This window comes from Paenibacillus sp. WG02 (genome assembly GCF_055396115.1).
Map to the genome: position 1 here is coordinate 8,022,606 of NZ_AP036016.1, position 21,871 is coordinate 8,044,476.

Here is a 21,871-nt window from a genome sequence, read left to right on the forward strand (position 1 = left end):
ACTATGCAGTGAATCGTTCTCGATCTATTGTGGTGTTCTTTATTCGTTGACTCCTAATTCAGAGCCCTCTAAGTTTAGGTTTAATTTATCGCTAGTGACTTCGTCGTCATCGTCGGCTTCTCTCATTTCGATCTCTTCTTCGTCGCCGGAGAGGATTTTAACATCCATACCTAAGCTTTGAAGCTCTTTGATCAAAACTTTGAATGATTCAGGAACACCTGGCTCTGGAACATTCTCGCCTTTAACGATAGACTCATATGTTTTCACACGGCCTACAACGTCATCGGACTTCACGGTAAGAATTTCTTGTAATGTATAAGCAGCTCCATAAGCCTCGAGTGCCCATACCTCCATCTCCCCGAAACGTTGTCCACCAAACTGCGCTTTACCACCCAGCGGCTGCTGAGTAACAAGGGAGTAAGGTCCTGTTGAACGGGCATGGATTTTATCATCAACCATGTGCGCCAGTTTAATCATGTACATGACGCCGACGGTTACTTCACGTTCAAACGATTCCCCAGTACGACCATCGTACAGAATCGTTTTACCGCTACGCTGCATACCTGCTTCTTCCATCGCATCGAACACGTCATACTCACGCGCTCCATCGAATACTGGCGTTGCAGCATGGATACCTAGGTACTTGGAAGCCATACCTAAGTGAACTTCAAGAACTTGACCGATGTTCATCCGTGAAGGAACCCCTAGTGGATTCAATACAACTTCAACCGGAGTACCATCTGGAAGGAAAGGCATATCTTCTTCTGGAAGAATACGTGCTACAACCCCTTTGTTACCGTGACGTCCCGCCATTTTATCGCCTTCGGAAATTTTCCGTTTTTGTGCGATATAGACACGAACGAGTTGGTTCACACCAGGAGGCAGCTCATCGCCGTTCTCACGAGTAAATACTTTCACATCAACAACGATACCGTCTGTACCATGCGGTACGCGAAGGGATGTATCACGAACCTCACGAGCCTTCTCACCGAAGATCGCATGCAGCAATCTTTCTTCCGCTGTTAGCTCCGTTACACCTTTCGGCGTTACTTTACCAACAAGGATATCGCCTGCGCCGATTTCGGCACCGACACGGATAATACCGCGCTCATCAAGATTTTTCAGTGCATCTTCCCCAACATTCGGGATATCACGTGTGATTTCTTCAGGTCCCAGCTTCGTATCACGAGCTTCGGACTCGTATTCCTCGATGTGAATAGAAGTGTATACATCCTCTTTCACAAGCTTTTGGCTAAGCAAGATCGCATCCTCGTAGTTGTAACCTTCCCAAGTCATGAAGGCTACGACAACGTTACGTCCAAGCGCCAATTCACCTTGTTCTGTTGAAGGTCCGTCTGCAAGAATATCGCCCGTTTTAACCAATTGACCTTTTTTGACAATAGGACGTTGATTGATGCACGTACCTTGGTTAGAACGCATAAATTTGTGGAGCTTATATTTGACGATGTTGCCGCTAACCAGCTTGCCATCAACCATTTCTTGGCGACGCAGCCAAATTTCATTCGCAGCAGCTTTCTCAATAATTCCATCGAATTTGGAGACAATACATACTCCTGAGTCTTTAGCAACCTTATGCTCCATACCCGTACCTACAAGAGGTGCTTTCGGGATCAAAAGCGGAACCGCTTGACGCTGCATGTTTGAACCCATAAGCGCACGGTTGGAGTCATCGTTTTCAAGGAACGGAATTAACGCCGTTGCCACGGAAACAACTTGCTTCGGAGAAACGTCCATGTAATCGACACGTTCAACCGGAAGTGTTAAGTTGTCATCCTTATAGCGAACGATAATAGCATCTTCAACGAATTTATTATCTTCCGTCAATTGTGCATTCGCCTGAGCGATAACATAGTTATCCTCTTCGTCTGCTGTCAGGTATGCGATTTGGTCGGTTACAAGTCCTGACTTCGGATCTACCCAACGATACGGCGCCTCAATGAAGCCATACTCATTAATACGGGCAAACGTAGACAAGGAGTTGATCAAACCAATGTTCGGTCCCTCTGGCGTCTCAATTGGACACATACGGCCATAGTGAGAGTGATGCACGTCACGAACTTCCATACCTGCGCGCTCTCTCGTCAAACCGCCGGGTCCGAGTGCAGAAAGACGTCTTTTGTGCGTCAATTCAGCAAGTGGATTCGTTTGGTCCATAAACTGAGAAAGCTGGGAGCTACCGAAGAACTCTTTGATTGATGCGATAACAGGACGAATGTTGATTAAGGCTTGCGGTGTAATCACATTCGCATCTTGAATTGACATACGCTCACGAACAACACGTTCCATACGGGAAAGACCAATACGGAATTGATTTTGCAGCAATTCACCTACAGAACGAAGTCTACGGTTACCTAAGTGGTCAATATCATCCGTATTTCCGATACCGTGAAGCAAATTGATGAAGTAGTTTATGGATGAAATAATATCGGCAGGCGTGATGTTTTTGACAGTTTTGTCAATAACACCGTTAGAGATAACTTTAACGACCTTGCCCTCTTCTGTTGGTGAATAAACGTTGATGCACTGAACTGGAATCGTATCTGCGCCCGTTACACCTTTTGGAATTGTAAATTCTTTATATCCTGCACCTTTTTCAATAAAAGGAAGGATTTCATCTAACACACGACGATCAAGTAATTGACCAGCTTCTGCAATGATTTCTCCAGTCTCGGAGTCCACCAGTGTTTCAGCCAAACGTTGATTGAACAATCTGTTTTTGATGTGAAGTTTCTTGTTAATTTTGTAGCGACCTACATTAGCCAAATCGTAACGCTTCGGATCAAAGAAACGAGCAACGATCAAGCTTCTAGCATTATCTAACGTAGGAGGCTCACCCGGACGAAGACGCTCATAGATTTCGATTAACGCTTTTTCCGTAGAATCCGTGTTATCTTTATCGAGCGTATTACGGATGTATTCATTATCACCGAGCAAATCCAAAATCTCAGCATCCGTACCAAATCCTAAGGAACGAAGAAGAACAGTTACTGGAATTTTACGCGTACGGTCGATACGAACATAGATGATATCTTTCGCATCAGTCTCAAGCTCCAACCAAGCTCCACGGTTCGGAATGACGGTTGCGGTATATGTTTTTTTGCCGTTTTTATCCACTTTCGTGCTATAATAAACACTGGGTGAACGAACGAGCTGGGAGACGATTACACGCTCCGCACCGTTAATAATGAACGTTCCCGTGTCAGTCATAATAGGGAAATCACCCATGAACACTTCTTGTTCTTTGACCTCGCCGGTTTCCTTATTAATCAAACGGACTTTGACTCTTAACGGCGCCGCATAGGTTACGTCGCGTTCTTTGGATTCATCAACCGAATACTTAGGATCACCTAAGCTATAGTCAATAAACTCCAGTACTAGGTTACCTGTAAAATCCTGGATCGGAGAGATATCCTGAAACATCTCGCGAAGTCCTTCTTCCAAAAACCACTCATACGATTTTTGCTGGATTTCAATCAGGTTTGGAATGCCCAGCACCTCATTAATTCGTGCATAAGTCCTGCGTTTACGTCGTCCAAATTGAACAAGATGTCCCGCCAACTTTCATTCACCCCTCAACTCTACTCAATAAATAAAAAGAAGAAGAAAAACTTCTACCGACGTACACTCAGGACGCCTCCATTAGTGGAGCCCGTCCGAATTAAGCGACTGTATGAAGGAAGGTTTTTCCCTGAAATCAATAAGACTTTTCCAAATATTTCTTCCCATCCTGTTAGAGTTTCCTAAAATTCAAACATTATACGTTACTCGTTCAAATTTTATTCATTCTGGAAGAAAAAAATACTTGACATTTTTGTTAACTAAAGACATGTGTCCCATCTTAATACTGACATTTTTTAATAATACCACATGTGAAATGTCAAGTCAAACAATTTCCCTAGATTGACAGTTAAGACTTAAAACCAAATCTCATCCACCGCCACTACTTCGTAGCCTTGAGAATTTTGTACCCTTTATCTTTGGAAACCTCAGTCACTTCGCTGTAAATAGACTCGAGTTTTTTCATTGCCGATGGAGCACCTTGCTTTTTTTGAATAACAACCCAGATAGCCCCGCCCTCAACTAAGCAATCATAAGCATCTGAAAAAATGCGATGAACAACTTCCTTGCCGGCACGAATCGGTGGATTAGTTAGAACAGCATCAAATCTCTGCTCTTTTACTTGTTCCAAAAGATCACTTTGAAGGATGGTCACATTCGCAATTCCGTTACGCTTCGCATTATCAGCAGAAAGCTCGACCGCTCTCTCATTGATATCAACCATTGTCACATGCCCCTTCGGACACATCACAGCAGCGCTTAGCCCGATTGGACCGTACCCACACCCTACATCAAGAACCTTAGCATCCTCGCGCAATTGCATGGTTTCAATTAAATGTTTACTTCCATAATCGACACCTTTTTTCGAAAAGACTCCCGCGTCCGTCAGGAACGTATATGTCTTGCCACGCAAGACTTCTTGCGTAGTCTGAACATCTCGTTTAACCGTCGGTCGCTCCGTATAGTAATGCTCTGACACGTTATGAATTCCTCCTCCACTTTTACCTTTAGGAAAATCAAATAACGAGAGCGTTCCTAAGGCTTTCCTAAGGGTAAAAACCTCATCTTATAACGGTTAAAAAAACCTCTTGAAGTCAAGCTTCAAGAGGTTTCCTATTGAAAGATTACTTAACTTCTACGGAAGCGCCAGCTTCAGTAAGCTTAGCTTTAACAGCTTCTGCTTCTTCGGAGCTAACTTTTTCTTTAACTGCTTTAGGAGCGCCATCAACCAAGTCTTTCGCTTCTTTCAGGCCAAGACCTGTGATTTCGCGAACTACTTTAATTACGTTGATTTTGGATGCGCCAGCGCTAGTCAAGATAACGTCAAACTCAGTTTGAGCTTCTTCAACTGCTACTGCTGCGCCACCGCCAGCTGCTACTGGAGCTGCTGCTGTTACGCCAAACTCTTCTTCAATTGCTTTAACCAGGTCGTTCAATTCCAAGATTGTCATGCCTTTGATTGCTTCTAGGATCGTTGCATTGTTGCTCATGGTTAAACCTCCATTATCATTCATATATTTTGTGGTTGTTGTTGTAAAACAAAATTAAGCTTGACCTTCAGCTTCTTTTTTCTCAGCAACTGCTTTAACAGCAAGTGCAAAGTTACGAACTGGAGCTTGAAGAACGCTAAGCAACATGGAGAGAAGACCATCTCTGGACGGAAGTTCTGCAAGTGCTTTGATTTCTTGGGATCCAACTACGCGGCCTTCGACCACGCCGCCTTTTACGCTCAATTGATCATTCTTTTTCGCAAATTCAGTCAAAATTTTCGCTGGAGCGACTAGATCGTCATTGCTGAAAGCAATAGCAGTTGGACCTGTTAGGTACTCATCCAATGCGCTTAATTCAGCATTTGCCGATGCGCGTCTAGCCAACGAGTTCTTCAGAACTACGAATTCAATTCCAGCTTCGCGCAAGGTTTTGCGCAGCTGCGTTACTTGAGCTACGTTCAAACCGCGGTAGTCTGCTATGATTGTAGAAGCACTAGCTTTAAACTTTTCAGTTACTTCAGCTACTGCCTGTTCTTTCTGTGCAAGAATTTTCGCGTTTGCCATAGTACACCTCACTTCTTATGCATTTATCTTTCAAGATCGCAAACAGTAGGAGCATCAGCATTCCTTATCTAAAATAAGAAATGCCTTCGTAGACGCTACGAAGGCATGATGTGTTCACTTTTTCCCTGATGTACAAAGAAATCGCAATATATATCATAACACCTCGGTAGGAAATTAAGCACGTTGGCACCTACTGTCTACGGTTTGCATATTCATTTTTATGACCTTTGATAGAGTATCACGCCCAGCAACCGAAGTCAACTGGTAGCTTTTACTTATCTGAAGGATTGCAGGTTCACACGAACGCTTGGACCCATTGTGGAGGATACAGCAATGTTTTTCAGGTAAACACCTTTAGCAGCTGCTGGTTTCGCTCTTACAAGTGCATCAACCAATGCTTTGAAGTTTTCGTTCAACTTATCAGCATCGAAAGATACTTTGCCAAGTGGAGCATGGATTTGGCCTGCTTTGTCAAGACGGTACTCGATTTTACCTGCTTTGATCTCTTGAACAGCTTTAGTAACGTCGAAAGTAACTGTTCCTGCTTTAGGGTTTGGCATTAAACCTTTACCCCCGAGGATACGACCCAGTTTACCAACTTCGCTCATCATGTCCGGAGTAGCTACGCAAACGTCAAATTCGAACCAACCTTGTTGAATTTTGTTGATCATATCAGCATCACCAACAAAATCTGCACCAGCTGCTTCAGCTTCTTTCGCTTTCTCGCCTTTAGCAAATACAAGTACACGTTTCGTTTTACCAGTACCGTGTGGAAGTACAACGACACCACGAACAGCCTGATCTTGTTTTCTTGGGTCAACACCCAGACGAACTGCAACATCTACAGTTTCATCAAATTTAGCAGGAGCTGTTTTCTTAACAAGCTCGATTGCTTCTGACGGATCATACAAAGTTTCAGCATTTACAAGCTGAGATACTTCGCGGTATTTTTTACCGTGTTTAGGCATTTAAATTTCCTCCTTAGTGGTATTAGCGGATAATCCTCCCACCGAGCGGCTGAAGAGTTTTCGTAGAAAACTCACTTCGAAAGCAAGTGCTTACCGTTTAACCGCATTCCTTGCGGAATTAATCTTCGATAGTGATTCCCATGCTGCGAGCAGTACCTTCAACCATACGCATTGCAGCCTCAACGGATGCAGCATTTAGGTCAGGCATTTTTTGTTCAGCGATTTCGCGAACTTTTGCGCGTTTCACAGTTGCAACTTTCTTTTTGTTTGGTTCACCGGATCCTTTTTCGATACCAGCAACGACGCGAAGAAGAACTGCAGCCGGAGGCGTTTTAGTGATGAATGTAAAGGAGCGATCCTCGAATACTGTGATTTCAACCGGAATGATAAGACCAACTTGATCAGCAGTACGAGCGTTAAACTCTTTACAGAATGCCATGATGTTCACACCTGCTTGACCCAATGCTGGACCGATCGGTGGTGCTGGATTTGCTTTCGCAGCTTGAACTTGAAGCTTCACGATTTTAATAACCTTTTTTGCCATGATAGACACCTCCTTGCTTTTAATATGGGATCTCATTGCCATCCCACTAACGAAGGTCTATCCCGAGGAATAGACCTGGTAGAAACCCTTGGTTTTCTTGTTTTATAGCTTTTCCACTTGGTCGAAATCGAGCTCAAGCGGGGTTTCTCTACCAAACATGTTGACATGTACCTTAAGTTTACCCTTGTCAGCAACAATTTCTTCAACAGAGCCGACAAAGTTTGCGAAAGGTCCCACCTTGACGCGTACGGTTTCTTTGAGTTCGAAGTCGATTTTCTCCTTCGGTTCTTCCATACCCATATGCTTCAGGATAGATTCAACTTCCTCAGGTAATAATGCAGTCGGTTTAGAGCCGGATCCTGTAGAACCTACGAATCCAGTTACTCCTGGCGTATTACGCACGACATACCAAGAGTCATCTGTTTGAATCATTTCTACGAGGACATAACCTGGATAAACTTTACGCATGACGACTTTTTTCTTGCCGTCTTTGTTTACCAGTTCTTCTTCCATAGGCACAAGCACACGGAAGATCTTGTCCGTCATTTCCATAGATTCAACGCGTTTCTCTAAATTGGCTTTCACTTTGTTCTCATACCCTGAATAGGTATGTACGACGTACCATCTTTTTTCCATGAATAAATTCACCTATAGTCCTGTTTATTTAAAAACAAGGCGCAGCAACTCAGAAATTCCTAGATCCAGCACAAAAAAATAGATAGCAACAAAAGCTACAGTACCTAATACAACAAGCGTATAGGTTGTCATCTCTTTGCGACTTGGCCACTTGACCTTTTTGAGTTCTGACCAACTGTCGGTGAAGAAGGAAAAAGTGGATCCGAAGCTTTGTCTCATTCTAGCCAAGAACGCCACAAACTACACCTCCAAAGAACTACCTAGTCTCGCGATGAGCAGTATGTTCATTGCAAAATTTGCAATATTTCTTCAACTCAATACGGTCGGGATTGTTGCGCTTATTTTTAGTGGATGCATAGTTTCTTTGTTTGCAATTTGTGCACGCTAATGTGATGATGACCCGCATGATGTACACCTCCTACAGACACTTTCTAATTAAAGCCCTTCTAAGCGCGTCAAAAAGAAAGCGACTTTTAGGGCTACCTGAAATACTTTATCACAACCCGTAATAGGGTGTCAAGGCAGAAGTCTCATAAATGCGAGAGTATCATCAGTATAGACTCTCTAGACAATAGTTAAACATTCTCCTAAAAGAAAAACACCCGCACTGCTTAAGCGGCGCGGGTACTTCCTACAAATCTCGGACTTCTAGATAACGTTCAAGTTTGCGTTTAACACGTTGAAGAGCATTATCAATAGACTTCACATGACGATCGAGATCAACAGCAATTTCTTGATACGATCTGCCATCGAGATAGAGCATCAATACCCTGCGCTCTAGGTCACTTAATATCTCTCCCATTTTATCTTCAAGGCCCGTAAACTCTTCTTGATTGATTACAAGCTCCTCAGGATCTGTAACCCGGGAACCGCTAATAACGTCAAGCAGCGTACGATCAGAATCTTCATCATAGATAGGCTTGTCCAATGACACGTAGGAATTAAGAGGAATGTGCTTCTGACGCGTTGCTGTTTTGATCGCCGTGATGATCTGTCGCGTAATGCACAGTTCAGCAAAGGCTTTGAATGAAGCAAGCTTGTCTCCTCGGAAGTCGCGAATAGATTTATATAAACCTATCATACCTTCCTGCACAATGTCTTCACGGTCTGCACCTATCAAAAAATAAGAACGTGCTTTGGCACGTACGAAATTCTTATATTTATTGATAAGGTATTCCAATGCTTCGCTACTGCCTTCACGAACTGCTTCGACGATGTCTTCATCTGGCTTGAGGTCATAATCATACATTCTCAGTTCTTTGAGGTCGACACTCACCAACAATCCCTCCGGCCTGCAGGACTACCCAGATTCACTATAAAAGTTTAGGTTAAGTATACATGAAGAAAACTCACACCGTCAACGGTGAACCGCACCATTTCTAGCATTTGGAGGATTCACTCTCCTCTTCGCCACCGTTCGAACTGCTCTTTGAGCTCACGGCTCAGTTTACCTTCGAACGGATTACGCTTGGATGAAGTTTCAGAATGAATACGTTCTCGCACTTCCTTGCGATTCTGTTTGATTTTGACTAGCAGTTCACCAGCGGGCATCCGAAGAGCTCCTTTACCGAAAATGACATGCTGCTCAATCATATCCGAAGTGGCTACATAGATCTGCTTACGCCTTCCCATCAAATTCGTGACCAAGCGTTCGATCCGTTCATCTGCCGTTTCCTTCTCTTTGGTGTAGAGTACTATAAGCTTACTCTGTACATACTTCTTCCCAAGTCCTGGTACCATATAGGCATCAAAAACAAGGTACACCTTCATACCCGAGTAGGATTGATACTCCGCCAGCATATGAATTAACTGATCACGAGCGCCCTCCAGATCTGTGTCTTTCAGCTTACTCAGCTCAGGCCAAGCGCCAATAATATTGTAGCCATCAACAATCAGAAACTGTTCCATTTCATTTAACTCTTATTACGCTGTCTAACCACTTCGTACATCAATACACCCGCGGCAACGGACGCATTCAAAGAATTCACATGTCCCGCCATCGGAAGCTTAACTAAGAAGTCACATTTCTCTTTAATTAATCGGCCTACACCTTTACCTTCATTACCAATAACGAGTGCTATTGGCATGCTAAAGTTGGCTTTATACACATCTTGAGCAGCGGTTACATCTGTTCCAGCGACCCAGACTCCCTGTTCTTTCAACTTCTCGATAGTCTGCGCAATATTCGTCACACGTGCAACGGGAACGTATTCAACAGCCCCAGCTTGAGGTCTTGGAAACAGTCGCCGTAAGTCCAACGGAACGCCGCTTGGGGATAATGACGCCATGGACACCTGTGCAATCAGCTGTTCGCAGAATTGAACCCAAATTATGCGGATCCTCGATCTCATCCAAAATCAAGACAAATGGTTCCTGCCCAAGCTCTTTAGCCTTAGCTAGAATATCTTCCACTTCGACATACTCATAGGCAGCTACTTGCGCTACAACCCCTTGGTGTTGTAGTCCTTCGGCCATCTGGTCCAGCTTGCGCTTGTCCGTAAACTGAACGATAATGCCAACATTTTTGGCTTCCGCTACAATAGGACCTGCGAATTGCTTCTGAGCACTCTCTGCGATCCATATTTTATTAATCGTCCGACCTGCACGAAGCGCCTCCAGAACGGAGTGCTTCCCGCCGATATATTCTTCATCCATTCCTGTTCCTCCTAAAAGTTTTGCTTGAACATTTTAATCATCTTTAGCTTAAGCTACTTGTTCTGCTTGTAAGCAATCGCAAAGTCTAATATTTCCTTCAATCTCTCAAAAGATTGTTTATAGTACAAATATCCGATTAAGCACTCAAACGCGGTGCTGTGCCGGTATTCAAGCACTTCCGCGTTTTTGGCTGTAGTTCCCGATTTGGCATTGCGCCCCCGCTTTACCATGTCAACTTCTTCTTCTGATAGCATCGGCATCAAAGCTTCCAACAATTTGGATTGCGCTTTGGCTGAGACATATCCCGTTGATGCTTTGTGCAAATGGTTTGGCCGATGGTTAGCTCCAGAAATGACATATTGTCTGATGTACACTTCATACACAGCATCCCCTATATACGCTAATACAAGCGGATTTAATAAATGGGGACTTTTAGATGGCGGGAAAACAAAAAGGTTCGCAGCATCATGGAAGGACTCGCTCATTTACGGCGCCAGCGTATTCCCTGTGGTGTATCCTCAAGGAATATCCCTTTCTCTGTGAGCAGGTCACGAATTTCATCCGCGCGGGCCCAGTTCTTCGACTTACGCGATTCCGTCCGTTCGATAATCAACTGCTCGATCTCTTCATCTAACAGCTCATCCGTTTGCTGCGAAAGAATCCCTAAGGTTTGATCGAACGCTTGCAGCTGATCCAAGAAGAGCTGCAGCGCGGCTGCGTTTACCCGCTCCTGTTGCAGGTAAAGGTTCGCTTCAGCAACAAGGTCGAAAACCGCTGTAATAGCATCCGGCGTATTGAAATCGTCGTTCATCTTATCATCAAACTGGCTAGCAATCGCAGCCAAGCGATCCGTAAGCGCTGATTCAATTTCGCTGGTCGCAGAAGCAGTAGTAAGTCGGTGTTTCAAGTTGTCATAAGCATTCTGGATCCGTTCTAACGCATTAGAGGCTTGTTTCAAGCTCTCATCGCTGAAATTCAGCGGATTGCGGTAGTGCGCGGACAACATGAAGAAACGGAATACTTGCGGCTTGATTTGTTTAACGAGATCACGAATAAGAATCCCATTGCCAAGCGACTTTGACATTTTCTCATTGTCGATGTTCAGGAAAGCATTGTGCAGCCAATAATTGGCCATCGGATGCCCCGTTACAGCTTCCGTCTGAGCGATTTCACACTCATGATGCGGGAAGGTCAAATCTTGTCCGCCGCCGTGTATATCAATCGTTTCACCCAAATATTTGCGCACCATGGCGGAGCATTCGATATGCCAGCCTGGACGCCCTTGGCCCCATGGACTATCCCAATAAATCTCGCCCGGTTTGGCCGCTTTCCAAAGTACAAAATCCTGAGGACTCTCTTTGCGATCGTCTACTTCAATACGGATACCGTATTGGAGCTCTTCCAGATTTTGGTTGGACAGCTTACCATAATCAGCAAATTTGCTTGTTCGGTAATACACATCACCGCGGGCTTCGTACGCGAAATCTTTCTCAACGAGAGCAGCTATGAAATCAATAATTTCTTGGATATTCTCCGTCACACGCGGATTCAAGGTAGCGTCGTGAACGCCAAGCGTTTTGACGTCCTCCAAAAAAGCTTGAATGAATGTTTCGGCAAGCTCTGGAACGGTAACAGCCAACTCCTCGGCTTTACGAATCATTTTATCATCCACATCGGTAAAGTTCGTAATATAGGTCACTTCATATTTCTGAGATTCCAAATAGCGACGTACAACATCGAAGAAAATAACCGGTCTGCCGTTACCAATATGGATATAGTTATACACAGTAGGTCCGCAAACGTACATTTTCACTTTGCCTGGTTCAATTGGAACGAATTCTTCTTTTTTCCGTGTTAGCGTATTATACACTCTGAGTGTCATGTTCTCTCGTTTCTCCATTCTTAAGGCGTTCTTGTGCAAGTTGTTGTTTTAAATCGTTAATCTGATTCTGTAACTCCTGAAATATATCAACAATAGGATCAGGTAAGTTCCCATGGTCCAAACGATTAACACGAACCCCGTCCCGCTTCACAAGTTTAGCAGGGATCGTGACTACGGTACTATTTGAAGGAACTTCCTGAATGACTACCGCATTAGAACCAATACGTGAATTTTCACCTACAAGGAAAGAACCGAGAATTTTGGCACCAGAGCCAATAACTACATTATTGCCAATAGTTGGATGTCTCTTACCTTTTTCTTTCCCCGTGCCCCCTAAGGTTACGCCTTGGTATAGGATGACATCGTCACCGATCTCACAGGTTTCTCCGATAACAACACCCATGCCATGATCAATAAACAGTCTTTTCCCTATCGTTGCACCCGGATGAATCTCAATCCCTGTCATGAACCGGCTCCACTGCGAAACAATACGAGCGATCGTATACATCCCCCGCTTGTAAAACCAATGGCCGATTCGATGAGACCAAATCGCATGAAGCCCAGAATACGTAAAAACAACCTCAAACCAGCTGCGTGCAGCCGGGTCGTTATCGAATACGGCGGATATATCAGATTTGATCGTTGCCCACATGTTCTCACCTTCTTCGTAGAAATCATTACAAGGATTCTTCTAAAACAAAAAAGCCCCTGCAGCCATATGGCTGCAGAGGCGTATTATCGCGGTTCCACTCTGCTTGGTGACTCGGAAGTCTCCCAACTTAGGTTCCCGTAACGTGGGTATTCCGGCTGCGCCTACCCTACTCTCACGAGTATTCGGCGCGGCAGCTCCCAGGTGCATTTCCGATTACAGGAATTGGATAACTCACAGCCAAAGCCTCGCGGCTTCGATTATCCTCTCTGATAAATCCCTAGTTAAACGTACTCTCCTGATCATTGCATTCGATATTGAACTAAGTATAGCGAAAAGAAACCCGCATTACAATAAGTTCCTTAGACGAGAGGCAACTTTTTCTTTGCCAAGTAAGTAAAGAGACACATTTAAATCAGGTCCGTGCACTTGTCCTGTTAGCGCAGAACGAATCGACATAAACAATTGTTTCCCTTTGAAGCCCGTATCCTTCTGCACTTGCTTAAGCAAAGCAGGGATAGCTTCTACGGTGAAGTCTTCCGCTTGTTCGACTTGCGTGAGGAAGCTAGCTAGCACAACAGGCACATGCTCCTCTTTCAATACAGCCGAAGTTTCCTCGTCGATAACCAGCTCTTCTTTGAAGAAGATACTAGATAGTTCGACGATCTCAGCCGCGAAACGCATTCTCTCTTGATTGAGGCCTACGAGAGCCGTTACCCACTCTTGAGCTGCCGTATCCAAATCACCTTGGATGTACCCAGCCTTTTGCAGATGAGGCACGCATAACTCGACCACTCGGGAGAGAGGCGCCTTTTTCAAATAAGCATTGTTCATCCAATTCAATTTATCCATATCAAACACAGCCGGACTCTTGGATACGCGATCCAGGTCAAACTGGGCAATAAGTTCTTCCTTCGTGAACATTTCCTCTTCGCCGCCAGGAGACCAACCGAGCAGGGCAATGAAGTTAACAACAGCTTCAGGCAAATAGCCTAGCTCTTTGTACTGTTCGATAAACTGAATGATGGATTCATCCCGTTTACTCATTTTTTTACGATCAGGATTTAAAATAAGCGCCAAATGAGCAAAGTCAGGCACAGGAAGTCCCAGTGCTTCGTACATGAGAATTTGTCTTGGTGTATTGGACAGATGCTCCTCACCGCGAATAACCAGATTGATTTTCATCAAATGATCGTCCACAATGACAGCAAAGTTATAGGTTGGAATGCCATCCGTACGTGCAATGATGAAATCGCCAATCCCATTGGATTCAAATTCAACACGCTCGCGCACCTTGTCCTCGAAGCCGATAATCCGGTCTTCTGGAACACGGAAACGAATGGAAGGCTTACGTCCTTCAGCTTGATAAGCAGCAATCTGCTCAGTTGTTAAGTTACGGCATTTCCCTGAATAACCACCCATTTCTCCGCGTGCTTCTTGCTCTGCCCGCTCCTGCTCCAAATCGGCTTCCGAGCAATAGCAATGGTACGCATGGCCGCTCTGAACCAATTGATCGAGATACGTCTGATAAATATCCAGTCGCTCCATCTGACGATAAGGACCGTAAGGACCTCCGATATCTACGCTCTCGTCCCACTCTAAGCCAAGCCATCTAAGACCGTTCAACTGATCTTCAATTCCGGATTCTTTGTGACGAGTTTGATCCGTGTCTTCAAAACGAACAACGAACGCACCGCCATGGCGACGCGCCAATAAATAATCAAACAGTGCTGTACGAGCACCGCCAATATGTAAATGTCCAGTCGGACTAGGTGCATAACGCACACGTAAAGGCTGATTCATGTGTGTCCCTCTTCTCCCCAATATTACCTGCTATTCTAGCACATCTCGAATTAAACAAACAACCGATTGCGCAGCAATTCCTTCGCCTCGACCCGTGAAACCAAGCTGTTCCGTTGTCGTCGCTTTTACATTTATTTGATCCAGCTTAGCATCAAGCGCAGCTGCAATAATTTCTGCCATTTGCGGAATGTAAGGCGCCATCTTTGGCTTCTGGGCAATAATGGTGGAATCTATATTCCCAAGACGATACCCTCTGTCTTTAGCCAGCTGCCAAACATGCTTCAGCAGTACTAGACTATCCGCATCCTTGAACTCCGCAGCTGTATCCGGGAAATGCTTCCCGATATCGCCTAAACCTAGCGCACCCAGAATAGCATCGCTAATAGCGTGCAGCAGCACATCGGCATCAGAGTGCCCGAGCAGCCCTTTTTCATAAGGAATCGTCACGCCTCCAATAATGCACTTGCGGCCTTCCACCAATTGATGAACATCAAATCCTTGTCCTACGCGAATCATAGCTGTCCCTCTCCCCTTACGTTATGTAATATCCATTCTGCCCATGGCAAATCTTCCGGTGTCGTAATCTTAATATTATAATAGTCCCCTTCGACCACATGCACCGTCGTTCCTATCCGTTCCACCAGCATTGCATCATCTGTCCCCATGAAATCATCCTGAAGAGCTCGTTCATGCGCTTCCTGTAGAAGAGAAAACCGAAAAGCTTGCGGCGTTTGGATCGCCCACAAGCTTCGTCTATCCGGTGTAGATTGAATTCGTTTCTCGGTATCTACGATTTTGATCGTGTCCTTAACAGGTACGGCCAGTACAGCTGCATCCTGTTCTTGCGCTTTCATAAGGCAATCGAACACATGTTCTTTTTTCACGAAAGGCCTAACACCGTCATGAACGAGTACCCACGTTGTATCCTTCTGTAAGGAGTCCAGACCCCATCTAACGGAATCTTGACGTTCAGCGCCTCCCGCTAGCACACGAGTGACCTTGGATAGAGCGTAGTCCTGTACATAGCCTCTACAGCGATCTACATCCGTTCCCCCAACAACGAGAATAATTTCATCCACTTCATGTATGTTTTGAAATAATTGCAAGGTATGTACCAGAATTGGCTTGTGTCCCAGTTGTAAGTATTGTTTACTTTCAGCCGTTCCCATTCGCGAGCCCTTGCCCGCTGCCACGATGATAACTCCTAGCTTCCCCATAAGTCCTCCAACTAAGTGCTTTCTGAAAGAAAGCTTTCTTCGTAAGCATAGACCCAAGGATAAACGACCTAGTAAGAGCTATGTTACATCTCCTTATCATACTGGTTTTACTGTGCTTTTTCCAATAGTTTCGGTTTCGCGAAAATCATACGTCCCGCCGACGTCTGCAGAACACTTGTGACCATCACTTCGAGTGTCATCCCGATGAATTCGCGCCCGCCTTCCACCACAATCATCGTACCGTCGTCCAGATAAGCTACACCTTGTCCATGCTCCTTGCCATCCTTAATGACTTGAACTATGATTTCTTCACCCGGTAGGACAACAGGCTTCACTGCATTCGCGAGGTCGTTGATATTGAGCACCGAAACACCTTGCAATTCACATACTTTGTTTAGATTAAAATCATTCGTAATCACTTTGCCTTGCAGTACTTTGGCGAGCCGGACCAGCTTGCTGTCCACTTCAGATATTTCCTCGAAATCTCCTTCGTAAATAAGCACTTTCACTTCAAGTTCCTTTTGGATTTTGTTCAAAATGTCCAGACCGCGCCGACCGCGATTCCGTTTGAGTAAATCCGACGAGTCCGCAATGTGCTGCAGCTCTTCCAAGACAAATTCCGGAATAACGAGAGTTCCCTCAATGAATCCCGTTTTGCAAATATCAGCGATCCTGCCATCAATAATGACACTCGTGTCGAGAATCTTATGCTCCTCATAAGGACGGTGCGTCTGCTTCTCCGGGCCTGTGGATCGGCTCTTAGCAATGATCTGAACCAACTCTTCCCTCTTGCTGTAACCGATACGGAAACCCATTACAGCTAATACCGCAGAGACAATGAACGGTAAAAAGGGACTAGCCCATTTCGCTTGCTCTAAGACAGGGAACACCAATACCGATATAAGCAGTCCAATGACTAAACCTAATGTACCTGAGAGTAAATCGGACACCGGGATATCCGCTACATTCTTTTCGCCTCTCATAAGCAGTTTCATTCCTTGACTTGCAACCCATGACGAAAGGAAGAACATACCTACTGCGCATAAACTATTAATCCAAATAACTTGTCCCGCATCACTCATTAGCAATGTCTTTCGAAGGATCGAATCACTCCAACTATAACCTAAACTACCACCCATGATGGCCAAAATGATTTGTACCCATTTTCTCATCACAGATTCACCCCCTAAATCAAACTTGTTTTAAGCCTTATTACAATTATGTTCCAATTTCTCCAACGTTAATCACTTCTTTACATGGAAAATTGAAATATTAGAGGGCTTCCTTTATAATGAAATTGGAAGTTACCAACACACCCGAGGTGGATGGAATGAGCTCCTTGACTTTAAAGCAGTTTCAGGATCAAGTATCTGAATTGTTACTCCGTCACCGAAGTCTGCTTGACGTCTTATCCAAATTCCAACAGTCTGGTGCAGCTACTAATCGTTCTGTGGTGAAATCTATTACGGAATGTGGATGTATTCAGGTTCATGCAGCCAAGCAAGAGTATCATCCTGAGATGACTTTGGATGAGGCCAAGGAAGTGCTCGGCACTCATGTATCTGGTCACTTATGTGAACAATGCATCGAGGTCGTAAGTACGGAACTAGGTAGAAATCTCTTCTATATGTCTGCACTTAGTAACATCCTAGACGTTAATTTGGAGCAAGTCGTTGAGAACGAATCGAAGAAATGCACAACACTGGGACTTTTCAACATGTCATGAAGACGAAAAAAAAGCATTTATTTTCTCTCTGAATCATCAGAAGAAAATAAATGCTTTTTATTTTCGAAGCCTGTGTTAAACGTCCGATTTCACTGAATTCGTGTCGTCCATGCCGCGTCTTTTGTTCTTTCTCCGGAGACGGATGAAGAACCCATCAACGTTTTTTTTTAGGCCATATAGCGCGTAGGCTAATAGAGGTACGAAAATCATTTTAGAAATCGACTCCGGCCATTTGATAGCAATCAAAATTGCTACGGCAACAATAATTGGCGTTATCCAAATAGCTGCTTTAGGAATACCGGCTTTCTTGAAGTTCGGATACTTTACTGTACTTACCATCAAGTAAGATAACAGGATCGTACTTACCAACAACACATATACATTAATTTCGTTCACAAACAACGCTAGTGTACAAAGAACACCGCCTGCGGCTGGAATCGGAAGACCGATGAAATAGCCAGGCGTACCAGCAACGACATTGAAACGAGCTAAACGGAGCGCTCCACAAATCGGGAAGATCGCTGTAACAATCCAAGCAAATGCCGGACTAATCACATTCGGATCATTAAATGCAACCACATACATGATAAAGGCTGGTGCTACACCGAATGAAATGACATCGGACAGCGAATCTAACTCTTTACCGAACTCACTCTGCGCGTTCAAAGCTCTGGCTACACGACCGTCAAGTCCATCAAGCAACATAGCGACAATGACAAGTACTGCTGCAATTCCATGTTCACCACTGAAAGCAAGAATAATTGACAGAACACCTAGGAATAAGTTCCCTACTGTAAAAAGACTGGGAATTGATTTCGTTAACATATGTTTTTGTCCACCTCTGGATTTACTATACCCTAATCTCGACTTAATAAAACCTCGACCAATAAAACTGCCTTGACTTAACAAAACCTCAACAATGATACTTTATGATTGTATCTAGTTTAAATATGTCTGTCAATGAACACTTGTTCTTGAATTCTTTTGAGACCTTCCTTAATGGCTCGGGCTCTCACTTCGCCAATACCGTCAACTTCATCTAATTCTTCAATTGTCGCCATCATCATGTGAGGCAAATAACCAAACTTTTCGACCAGATTCGCAATAATAATAGATGGCAGCCGCGGAATTTTGCCTAAAATTCGGAACCCTCGAGGAGAAACCGGTTCTTCAGCAATAGAATTCGTATGCGGATATCCAAGCAATCGGATGATTTGGTGGGGCTCCAGCAGTTCATCCGAGGATAACCGCTTTAAGCCTGCTTGCATTTCTTTGACGCGGTCTTCCGATAAATCACGTACATAATCTTTTACGATCAAACGCGCTTCAAGTTCCGCATTCCCAACAAGTTCTTCCAGCTGCATGCTAATAAGGCGGCCTTCATTCCCGAGCTCATTAATGTATCGATTAATCTCTGCTTTAATACGCAGCACCATCTCAAACCGGGCAATGACATTGGTAACATCGTGCAGGGTAACCAATTCCTCAAATTCGGATGCGCTTAGATTGGTCAGCGACTGATCCAGCACGACTTTGTAACGCTCCAACGTCTGGATCGCTTGATTCGCCTTGGTCAGGATGACACCAATATCCTTCAACGCGTAACGCAAATTACCTTGATAAAGCGTTATTACATTACGCCGCTGTGAAATCGAAACAACCAATTTATTTGTTTGCTTCGCAACTCGTTCGGCTGTCCTATGCCTAATTCCCGTCTCCGAGGATGAGATCGAGGAATCAGGGATTAATTGTGTGTTCGCATATAGGATGCGTTTGATATCCTCACTAAGGATAATCGCGCCATCCATTTTGGCAAGCTCATATAAATAATTGGGAGAAAAGTCACAATCTATGGAAAAACCGCCATCCACGATTTCCATTACTTCCGCACTATATCCAACTACAATAAGTCCACCCGTTTTGGCGCGTAGGACATTCTCTAACCCATCACGGAACGGTGTACCAGGTGCTACCATTTGCAGCAATTGGCTCATGACGTCTCGCTTTATCTCTTCTTTGCTCATCATTTTCCTCCTGAAGGCTTGCAGGTTGAATGACCACGAGTTAACCCAGTGCCGCTTTCAATGCCTCTGCTACCGTGTTCACTCCGATAATCTCCATACTAGGCGGATGTATCCATCCTTCTACGTATATAATACATTTCAGATTCGAAATTCATGCTGCTTTGATCCAACTTAACACCCTTAATCCGAATTGTATGACTGGATAGAGTCAAATTGCTAAATCCTTACAACTAAGTATAACGGAAAATTCATTTCTTTAAAAGAAGTTGTATATAACGAAAGAACAGTTCTAATTTTCTTAGGATAACCAGTTTAGTTTATTACTAAGTTCGAAACTTTATCATTCAATCTAAATACTTAAATTGGCAGGAGTCGATATGTGTAACTTTTTTATGTAGGTCACACTCCGTTTAACTTGAAGTCTATTACGCTCAACAATAGCTGTTGTCTAATTATCTTCCTCATCCCAAGGTGCCTTCTCCTCTTTGCCTTTAGAAGAAGTGCCAAATACAGAGTGGATGACTTGGCTCAATGTCTTACATGGGATTACCTTTATTGTAGAAAACGTAGTTGTGCTTTTCAATCCATTGAGCGCAACATAGACACGTTTGAAACCCATTCTTTCAAGTTCTCTAATTCTTAGTTCTAACGTAGGTACTTTTTTTAATTCACCCGTTAATCCAATATCTGCGATAAATACAGTATCATTTGGGATACCTTGATTCTTGCAGGAAGATACAATGCTCATTATCGCGGCTAAATTTGATGATTGTTCTTTTAAACGAATACCGCCTGTCGTTTTAACAACCACGTTCTTATCATGAAGAGGGATATTGGCTCTTTGCTCCATGATGCTGATAAGTGTATTCACATGGTCCTTTTTTAAACATTCAGCAATCCGGCTTGGGTATGGCATGAACGTGGTTGATACCAAACTTTCTATTTCCAAAATGATGGGTCTTGTGCCTTCTTTAACGACTGTTAATGCACTTCCACTAACTACATCATTCTCGTCTCTTTGTGTCATAAAGAACTCTGAGGGATTATCAATAGGTGTCAATCCTTGCTCACCCATTGTGAAAAATCCAAGCTCTCCTGTGCTGGCGTAGCGATTTTTAGTCGAAAATAGCTGTTTTAGCTCCTCGCCTTCTTCCCCCTCAAGAACAAGAACAGCATCTACCAAGTGTTCTAATGCTCTTAATCCAGCTAATTCGTTATCTTTGGTCATCTGCCCAACCATTATAATGGCTCTTGGTCTTTGTGCATCTTTTGCGACCTTTAAAAGAGTATTCGCGCATTCCATCGTCTGCGTGGGTGAGCCAGGTCTTTGCGGATATTCTTCTAATACAAAAGTTTGAATACTATCAATAATAATGAGGTCAGGGTCTACTTGGTCAATACAACCTAAGACATTATTCAAACTATTATCAGAATAAACCCAAACGTTTTTTTGAATATCTTGCAAGACTCGCTCTGCTCTTCTCTTTATCTGACTATCACTTTCTTCACCTGAAGCATACAGCACTTTCAATCCTTGCTTTGCCACATCATCTGATATTTGCAATAAGAGTGTGGATTTTCCCGCACCTGGAACAGCCGTAATAATCGTAACAGAATCTTTAACGATTCCTCCACCCATTACACGATTAAATTCATTGTACTTGGTAACAATCCTATCACTGTTTTGGGATACGGTATCTGTAAGACGGTTTATGATAACATTCTTCTTTTTGTTTATGCCCTTCTGACCACCACTAGGAGCGTTTATTACATCATCTTCTTCAAGGGTATTCCACTCACGACAACTACTGCACGAACCTTGCCATTTTGGATGCTCTTGACCACAACTGGTACATTTATAAATGGTTTTCTTTTTCATAGTTAAGATTCACTTCCCCAATTAATCAAATAGTTCTTCAAAGGTTTCCTTTATTTCTGCATCCACCGTTCTATCATACATTTTTTTATGTATTTCTTACATATTTATCAACATGGATAATACCGTTTGTTTGAGATACATTATTTATTTTAACAAACTTTATTACGTTCAAAGTAGCAAATGAGCTATTATCGGCTACTGAATAATGTCGAATGGCTCATTTGATGGGGAAAAATAAAAAGCATTTTGCTGCAC

22 protein-coding genes, 1 pseudogene and 1 other annotated feature are annotated in these 21,871 nt (G+C 43.7%); of the genes and pseudogenes, 1 reads left to right on the forward strand and 22 read right to left on the reverse strand.

Annotation, left to right across the window (positions count from 1 at the left end; genetic code table 11):
• Positions 1-39: 39 nt before the first annotated feature.
• The 19 genes and pseudogenes from rpoB to ACBP55_RS36425 form a co-directional block, all read right to left on the reverse strand.
• Positions 40-3,579 carry a DNA-directed RNA polymerase subunit beta gene (rpoB, locus tag ACBP55_RS36335; protein ID WP_029196467.1) on the reverse strand — a complete coding sequence of 1,180 codons (3,540 nt, stop codon included), beginning with the start codon at positions 3,577-3,579 and terminating at the stop codon, positions 40-42.
• A 382-nt stretch (positions 3,580-3,961) separates the two neighbouring features.
• Positions 3,962-4,558 (reverse strand): class I SAM-dependent methyltransferase, encoded by a 597-nt coding sequence (locus ACBP55_RS36340; protein WP_464648442.1) that lies wholly within the window; start codon positions 4,556-4,558, stop codon positions 3,962-3,964.
• Between the two features lie 145 nt (positions 4,559-4,703).
• Positions 4,704-5,069, reverse strand: a complete 366-nt coding sequence (gene rplL / locus ACBP55_RS36345) for a 50S ribosomal protein L7/L12 (RefSeq protein ID WP_029196469.1) — start codon at positions 5,067-5,069, stop codon at positions 4,704-4,706.
• Between the two features lie 54 nt (positions 5,070-5,123).
• Entirely contained in the window at positions 5,124-5,633 is a 510-nt protein-coding gene (gene rplJ / locus ACBP55_RS36350; RefSeq protein ID WP_029196470.1) for a 50S ribosomal protein L10, read from the reverse strand.
• Positions 5,634-5,699: 66 nt separating this feature from the next.
• Positions 5,700-5,854 (reverse strand) — a sequence feature (ribosomal protein L10 leader region).
• 54 nt (positions 5,855-5,908) lie between these two features.
• Positions 5,909-6,601 carry a 50S ribosomal protein L1 gene (rplA, locus tag ACBP55_RS36355; RefSeq protein ID WP_029196471.1) on the reverse strand — a complete coding sequence of 231 codons (693 nt, stop codon included), beginning with the start codon at positions 6,599-6,601 and terminating at the stop codon, positions 5,909-5,911.
• Between the two features lie 118 nt (positions 6,602-6,719).
• The gene (gene rplK, locus ACBP55_RS36360; RefSeq protein WP_029196472.1) at positions 6,720-7,145 is read right to left on the reverse strand and encodes a 50S ribosomal protein L11; all 426 of its coding nucleotides are present in this window, start codon (positions 7,143-7,145) and stop codon (positions 6,720-6,722) included.
• A gap of 102 nt (positions 7,146-7,247) precedes the next feature.
• Positions 7,248-7,781, reverse strand: coding sequence for a transcription termination/antitermination protein NusG (nusG, locus tag ACBP55_RS36365; protein ID WP_029196473.1), 534 nt, complete (start codon positions 7,779-7,781; stop codon positions 7,248-7,250).
• Between the two features lie 24 nt (positions 7,782-7,805).
• Positions 7,806-8,018 (reverse strand): preprotein translocase subunit SecE, encoded by a 213-nt coding sequence (secE, locus tag ACBP55_RS36370; RefSeq protein WP_029196474.1) that lies wholly within the window; start codon positions 8,016-8,018, stop codon positions 7,806-7,808.
• Positions 8,019-8,037: 19 nt separating this feature from the next.
• Entirely contained in the window at positions 8,038-8,187 is a 150-nt protein-coding gene (gene rpmG / locus ACBP55_RS36375) for a 50S ribosomal protein L33 (RefSeq protein WP_079418041.1), read from the reverse strand.
• Between the two features lie 225 nt (positions 8,188-8,412).
• The gene (sigH, locus tag ACBP55_RS36380; RefSeq protein ID WP_028557511.1) at positions 8,413-9,057 is read right to left on the reverse strand and encodes an RNA polymerase sporulation sigma factor SigH; all 645 of its coding nucleotides are present in this window, start codon (positions 9,055-9,057) and stop codon (positions 8,413-8,415) included.
• Between the two features lie 119 nt (positions 9,058-9,176).
• Entirely contained in the window at positions 9,177-9,689 is a 513-nt protein-coding gene (locus ACBP55_RS36385; RefSeq protein WP_464648443.1) for an NYN domain-containing protein, read from the reverse strand.
• 5 nt (positions 9,690-9,694) lie between these two features.
• A pseudogene (gene rlmB, locus ACBP55_RS36390) lies at positions 9,695-10,436 on the reverse strand (23S rRNA (guanosine(2251)-2'-O)-methyltransferase RlmB).
• A 53-nt stretch (positions 10,437-10,489) separates the two neighbouring features.
• Positions 10,490-10,921, reverse strand: coding sequence for a Mini-ribonuclease 3 (locus tag ACBP55_RS36395; RefSeq protein ID WP_464648444.1), 432 nt, complete (start codon positions 10,919-10,921; stop codon positions 10,490-10,492).
• Entirely contained in the window at positions 10,918-12,318 is a 1,401-nt protein-coding gene (gene cysS, locus ACBP55_RS36400) for a cysteine--tRNA ligase (RefSeq protein ID WP_464648445.1), read from the reverse strand. Before cysS ends, ACBP55_RS36395 begins: the two co-directional genes overlap by 4 nt.
• On the reverse strand, positions 12,299-12,970 hold the full coding sequence (cysE, locus tag ACBP55_RS36405) for a serine O-acetyltransferase (protein ID WP_464648446.1): 672 nt from the start codon (positions 12,968-12,970) through the stop codon (positions 12,299-12,301). Before cysE ends, cysS begins: the two co-directional genes overlap by 20 nt.
• Positions 12,971-13,315: 345 nt before the next feature.
• Positions 13,316-14,770 carry a glutamate--tRNA ligase gene (gene gltX / locus ACBP55_RS36410; protein WP_464648447.1) on the reverse strand — a complete coding sequence of 485 codons (1,455 nt, stop codon included), beginning with the start codon at positions 14,768-14,770 and terminating at the stop codon, positions 13,316-13,318.
• Positions 14,771-14,800: 30 nt separating this feature from the next.
• Positions 14,801-15,286 (reverse strand): 2-C-methyl-D-erythritol 2,4-cyclodiphosphate synthase, encoded by a 486-nt coding sequence (ispF, locus tag ACBP55_RS36415; protein ID WP_464648448.1) that lies wholly within the window; start codon positions 15,284-15,286, stop codon positions 14,801-14,803.
• Positions 15,283-15,987 carry a 2-C-methyl-D-erythritol 4-phosphate cytidylyltransferase gene (ispD, locus tag ACBP55_RS36420; RefSeq protein WP_464648449.1) on the reverse strand — a complete coding sequence of 235 codons (705 nt, stop codon included), beginning with the start codon at positions 15,985-15,987 and terminating at the stop codon, positions 15,283-15,285. The genes ispF and ispD overlap by 4 nt, the downstream gene beginning before the upstream one ends.
• 107 nt (positions 15,988-16,094) lie before the next feature.
• Positions 16,095-17,162, reverse strand: a complete 1,068-nt coding sequence (locus ACBP55_RS36425; RefSeq protein ID WP_464648450.1) for a PIN/TRAM domain-containing protein — start codon at positions 17,160-17,162, stop codon at positions 16,095-16,097.
• Positions 17,163-17,317: 155 nt separating this feature from the next.
• Between ACBP55_RS36425 and ACBP55_RS36430 the strand changes: the two genes are divergently transcribed.
• Positions 17,318-17,713, forward strand: coding sequence for a hypothetical protein (locus ACBP55_RS36430; RefSeq protein ID WP_029196484.1), 396 nt, complete (start codon positions 17,318-17,320; stop codon positions 17,711-17,713).
• Positions 17,714-17,788: 75 nt separating this feature from the next.
• Here the strand turns inward: ACBP55_RS36430 and pssA are convergent, their stop codons facing one another.
• The 3 genes from pssA to radA all read right to left on the reverse strand — a co-directional run bounded on the left by pssA (position 17,789) and on the right by radA (position 21,616).
• A complete protein-coding gene (pssA, locus tag ACBP55_RS36435) occupies positions 17,789-18,538 on the reverse strand; it encodes a CDP-diacylglycerol--serine O-phosphatidyltransferase (RefSeq protein ID WP_029196485.1) in 750 nt (249 codons plus the stop codon).
• Between the two features lie 119 nt (positions 18,539-18,657).
• Positions 18,658-19,737 (reverse strand): DNA integrity scanning diadenylate cyclase DisA, encoded by a 1,080-nt coding sequence (disA, locus tag ACBP55_RS36440; RefSeq protein ID WP_464653557.1) that lies wholly within the window; start codon positions 19,735-19,737, stop codon positions 18,658-18,660.
• Positions 19,738-20,185: 448 nt separating this feature from the next.
• A complete protein-coding gene (gene radA / locus ACBP55_RS36445; RefSeq protein WP_464648451.1) occupies positions 20,186-21,616 on the reverse strand; it encodes a DNA repair protein RadA in 1,431 nt (476 codons plus the stop codon).
• Positions 21,617-21,871: the final 255 nt, after the last annotated feature.

What these genes read in the sequence shown, in the direction of transcription:
- rplL (WP_029196469.1), bottom strand. Translation starts at nt 5,069, where the DNA reads ATGAGCAACAATGCAACGATCCTAGAAGCAATCAAAGGCATGACAATC.
- rplJ (WP_029196470.1), bottom strand. Translation starts at nt 5,633, where the DNA reads ATGGCAAACGCGAAAATTCTTGCACAGAAAGAACAGGCAGTAGCTGAA.
- rplA (WP_029196471.1), bottom strand. Translation starts at nt 6,601, where the DNA reads ATGCCTAAACACGGTAAAAAATACCGCGAAGTATCTCAGCTTGTAAAT.
- rplK (WP_029196472.1), bottom strand. Translation starts at nt 7,145, where the DNA reads ATGGCAAAAAAGGTTATTAAAATCGTGAAGCTTCAAGTTCAAGCTGCG.
- nusG (WP_029196473.1), bottom strand. Translation starts at nt 7,781, where the DNA reads ATGGAAAAAAGATGGTACGTCGTACATACCTATTCAGGGTATGAGAAC.
- rpmG (WP_079418041.1), bottom strand. Translation starts at nt 8,187, where the DNA reads ATGCGGGTCATCATCACATTAGCGTGCACAAATTGCAAACAAAGAAAC.
- ACBP55_RS36385 (WP_464648443.1), bottom strand. Translation starts at nt 9,689, where the DNA reads ATGGAACAGTTTCTGATTGTTGATGGCTACAATATTATTGGCGCTTGG.
- ACBP55_RS36395 (WP_464648444.1), bottom strand. Translation starts at nt 10,921, where the DNA reads ATGAGCGAGTCCTTCCATGATGCTGCGAACCTTTTTGTTTTCCCGCCA.
- cysS (WP_464648445.1), bottom strand. Translation starts at nt 12,318, where the DNA reads ATGACACTCAGAGTGTATAATACGCTAACACGGAAAAAAGAAGAATTC.
- cysE (WP_464648446.1), bottom strand. Translation starts at nt 12,970, where the DNA reads ATGTGGGCAACGATCAAATCTGATATATCCGCCGTATTCGATAACGAC.
- gltX (WP_464648447.1), bottom strand. Translation starts at nt 14,770, where the DNA reads ATGAATCAGCCTTTACGTGTGCGTTATGCACCTAGTCCGACTGGACAT.
- ispF (WP_464648448.1), bottom strand. Translation starts at nt 15,286, where the DNA reads ATGATTCGCGTAGGACAAGGATTTGATGTTCATCAATTGGTGGAAGGC.
- ispD (WP_464648449.1), bottom strand. Translation starts at nt 15,987, where the DNA reads ATGGGGAAGCTAGGAGTTATCATCGTGGCAGCGGGCAAGGGCTCGCGA.
- ACBP55_RS36430 (WP_029196484.1), top strand. Translation starts at nt 17,318, where the DNA reads ATGAGCTCCTTGACTTTAAAGCAGTTTCAGGATCAAGTATCTGAATTG.
- pssA (WP_029196485.1), bottom strand. Translation starts at nt 18,538, where the DNA reads ATGTTAACGAAATCAATTCCCAGTCTTTTTACAGTAGGGAACTTATTC.
- disA (WP_464653557.1), bottom strand. Translation starts at nt 19,737, where the DNA reads ATGAGCAAAGAAGAGATAAAGCGAGACGTCATGAGCCAATTGCTGCAA.
- radA (WP_464648451.1), bottom strand. Translation starts at nt 21,616, where the DNA reads ATGAAAAAGAAAACCATTTATAAATGTACCAGTTGTGGTCAAGAGCAT.